Genomic DNA, 3479 nt, shown 5'->3' with positions numbered 1-3479 from the left:
GGAAGTACAGTGACAATTACGTTCCCAGACGGCACAACAGCGACAGGAACAGTAGCGGAAGATGGAAACTACGAAGTTGCGATTCCAGGAAACATTGACCTTAAAGGCGGAGAAACGTTACAAGTGACAACAACAGACGCGTCAGGCAATGAATCGACAAGTACGTCAACAATAGTAGTGGATACAACAGCACCAGAGGCACCGACGGTGAACGAAGTAACGTCAGACGCAACGTCAATCACAGGAACAGGAGAACCAGGAAGTACGGTAACGATTACGTTCCCAGACGGAACAACGGCAACAGGCACAGTAGCGGAAGATGGAAACTATGAAGTCACAATCCCAGGTAATGTTGACCTTAAAGGTGGGGAAACGTTACAAGTGACAACAACAGACGCGTCAGGCAATGAATCAACAAGTACGTCAACAACAGTGACGGATACAACAGCACCAGAGGCACCGACGGTGAACGAAGTGACGTCAGATGCGACGTCAATCACAGGAACAGGCGAGCCAGGAAGTACAGTAACGATTACGTTCCCAGATGGAACAACAGCGACAGGCACAGTAGCGGAAGATGGAAGTTACGAAGTTGTGATTCCAAATGGTGTAGATCTAAAAGGTGGAGAAACGCTACAAGTAACAACAACAGACGCGTCAGGCAATGAGTCAACAAGCACATCAACAACAGTGACGGATACAACAGCACCAGAGGTACCGACGGTGAATGAAGTAACGTCAGACGCAACAACTATCACAGGAACAGGAGAACCGGGTAGCACAGTGACTGTTACATTCCCAGACGGAACAACGGCGACAGGCACAGTAGGAGGCAACGGAAGTTATGAAGTTGCGATTCCAAATGGTGTGGATCTCAAAGGCGGAGAAACAATTCAAGTAACTGTAACGGATCAATCTGGTAATACTTCAAATCCAACAGAAATTAACGTTATACCAAATGATGCTTCAGAGCCAAATCAACCTGAAGTACCTGAGGAACCAAATGTGGATGAAGAAAAACCAGATGGAAGTGATTCTGAAAATAATCAACCTGGTCCAACGGATACGAATGAGGAACCTAATGATAGTCAATCAGGTTCAAACCAAACCCCAGGCTCAAATCAACAACCAAGTGAATCTAATTCAAGTGGTAGTCATATGAATCCAAATGTTCAACAACCAGGAAATGGTGAACATTCGAATACAAATCAACAACCAGATGGAAGTACATCAATATCAGAAGGTACAACGATTACAGGAACGGGAGAACCAGGAAGCACAGTGATTGTAACACTTCCAGATGGTACGAAGATTACAGGAAAAGTAGATCAAAATGGTCACTATGAAGTGAATGTATCACCTGCATTGTCTAATCAAGATATAGAAAATATTCAAGTGCATATCGTGAGTCAAGATGGTCAAATGCACAAAGATGAAGATGCAAAAGTTGAGCATAATGACGTAGTAGAATTACCAGAAACAGGAACAACATCTCAAAGTTCAATTCCATTAGTAGGTGGATTAGCAACATTACTGGGTGGTTTCTTCTTACTCTTTAAACGTCGTAAGAAAAAAGATGAAAACAATAAAGAATCATAAGTAACGCGTTGATTTTTATTCGTTACTTTAATAGAGATATCCCTAGAACCAATTATGGTCATCTAGGGATATTTTTATATAGAGGTTGATTTGAAAGTCATTTTCTATTATTATAAATCGTAATCATTACTATTTATAAAGAGGGATAACATGTTTGAATGGCTAATTATTGGTGGCGGTGTTCATGCGACAACAATTGCAATAAAGTTAAGGGCTTTAGGATTACCACAGCATCAATTAAGAATTATTGACCCAAATGAATATTTAATGGCTCAATTTGATCGTCAAACGAAAAGAATTGGTATGCCATATTTACGTTCACCTCTTGTACATCATTGTCATCCAGACCCATTTGATTTAAAAAAGTTTAGTCAAATAGAAAAGTATGCACAACCAATGAGAGGTCCTTATCAAAGACCACGTCTAGATATGTTTATGGATCATACTTTTCATTGGATTAAATATTATAACCTCGAATCCTGTCATATACATCAAAAGGCACTTCATTTGAAAAGGAACAATCACTATTGGTCCGTTACACTTGATAATCATCAAACCATCAAAAGTACTAATGTTGTGCTAGCTATGGGTACACATCACACGCCATACATACCTAAACCATTTCAAAATCAACCTGATGTTCAACATATCCACCGTTTAACTGAATTAGAAAACATCTCTGCCTCTCACGTAGTCGGTAGTGGCATTTCAGCAGCACATCTAACGTTGAAACACTTAAAAGAAACTGATCGTACAATGCACTTATGGATGAAAAAAACATTTGAAATTCACAACTTCGATGCAGATCCTGGATGGTTAGGACCTAAAAATATGGAATCATTTCAAAAGGAAACGTGTCTTGAAAATAGAATTAAAATAAATCGAAATGAGCGACATAAAGGTTCCTTACCTAATGAAATGTACGTGAAATTGAAAAATTATGAACGTGCGGGACGTTTAATCATTCATCAAGCACCTATTTTAAAATTAGAAAACCATAAAATTGTCACTCCACATGAAACAATAGTTTATGATGGCATTGAATTAGCTACAGGATTTAAATTAGATGTAATGACGCAGCCACTTATTAAAGATTTAGTTTTTAAATACAAAGCCCCTTTAATAAAGGGATTTCCAATTATATCCACTGATTTAGAATGGTTACCCCATCTCTATGTGTCAGGAATGCTTGCAGATTTGGAATTAGGTCCATTTGCACGAAATATTATGGGAGGGCGTCAAGCAGCACAACGTATTGGTGAAGTATATCTTGAACAGCGTACATATAAGCGTATTGCAAATTAAACTAAAACTCATATTGCTTCATGTTCATAAGTGCTATAATTTGAGTTTAGAAAGGGGTGCTATTTGTGATACGGTGTGTATGTTTAGTGGATGTTAGAGGTCAGTATTTGAGACTTGTACAAGTGAGAAATCGAGATAAAATGTATTTTCCAGGTGGTAAGATTGAGCCTAATGAAACGTTAGAAGCAGCATTAATTCGAGAAGTCTATGAAGAGTTACAACTTGATTTGAGTGAAGCAGATATTTCATTTATTGGAACAGTCCAAGGTCAAGCTTATCCACAAGTCGATGAGGTTACAGAGTTAAATGGATTTAAAACGAAACAACCGATCGATTGGTCAAAGGTGAGTATCCACGCTGAAATTACAGATATAGATTGGGTACATATGGATGATTGTGAACGTATTGCACCAGCTGTACAAACATGGATTAATACATTTGAACGTTAAAAAGTGGCTCTCTGTCAAATAGGACTGGTAAGCTCAATTAAGGAGGTTAGGCAACTTGCTGTTGCTTAACTTCCTTTTTCTTTTCTGATGCGAATAATTTTGAACTTAAAATGATTCTATTACGAA

General features: G+C 38.5%; 3 protein-coding genes. All 3 read left to right on the top strand.

Features of this window, described 5'->3' with window-relative positions; translation table 11 throughout:
• A partial coding sequence (locus HHH54_RS10810; protein ID WP_198618804.1) for an Ig-like domain-containing protein occupies positions 1 to 1599 on the top strand: 1599 nt, incomplete at its 5' end.
• 150 nt (positions 1600 to 1749) lie between these two features.
• Positions 1750 to 2904: an FAD/NAD(P)-binding protein gene (locus HHH54_RS10805; protein WP_198618803.1), complete on the top strand. Its 1155-nt coding sequence runs from the start codon at positions 1750 to 1752 to the stop codon at positions 2902 to 2904.
• Positions 2905 to 2969: 65 nt separating this feature from the next.
• Positions 2970 to 3353, top strand: coding sequence for an NUDIX hydrolase (locus HHH54_RS10800; RefSeq protein ID WP_198618802.1), 384 nt, complete (start codon positions 2970 to 2972; stop codon positions 3351 to 3353).
• Positions 3354 to 3479: the final 126 nt, after the last annotated feature.

The sequence above is a fragment of the Staphylococcus canis genome, assembly GCF_016238445.1.
GTDB lineage: Bacteria > Bacillota > Bacilli > Staphylococcales > Staphylococcaceae > Staphylococcus > Staphylococcus canis.
The sequence above is the reverse complement of the archived record's forward strand: the minus strand, read 5'-3'. Positions and strand labels throughout refer to the sequence as shown.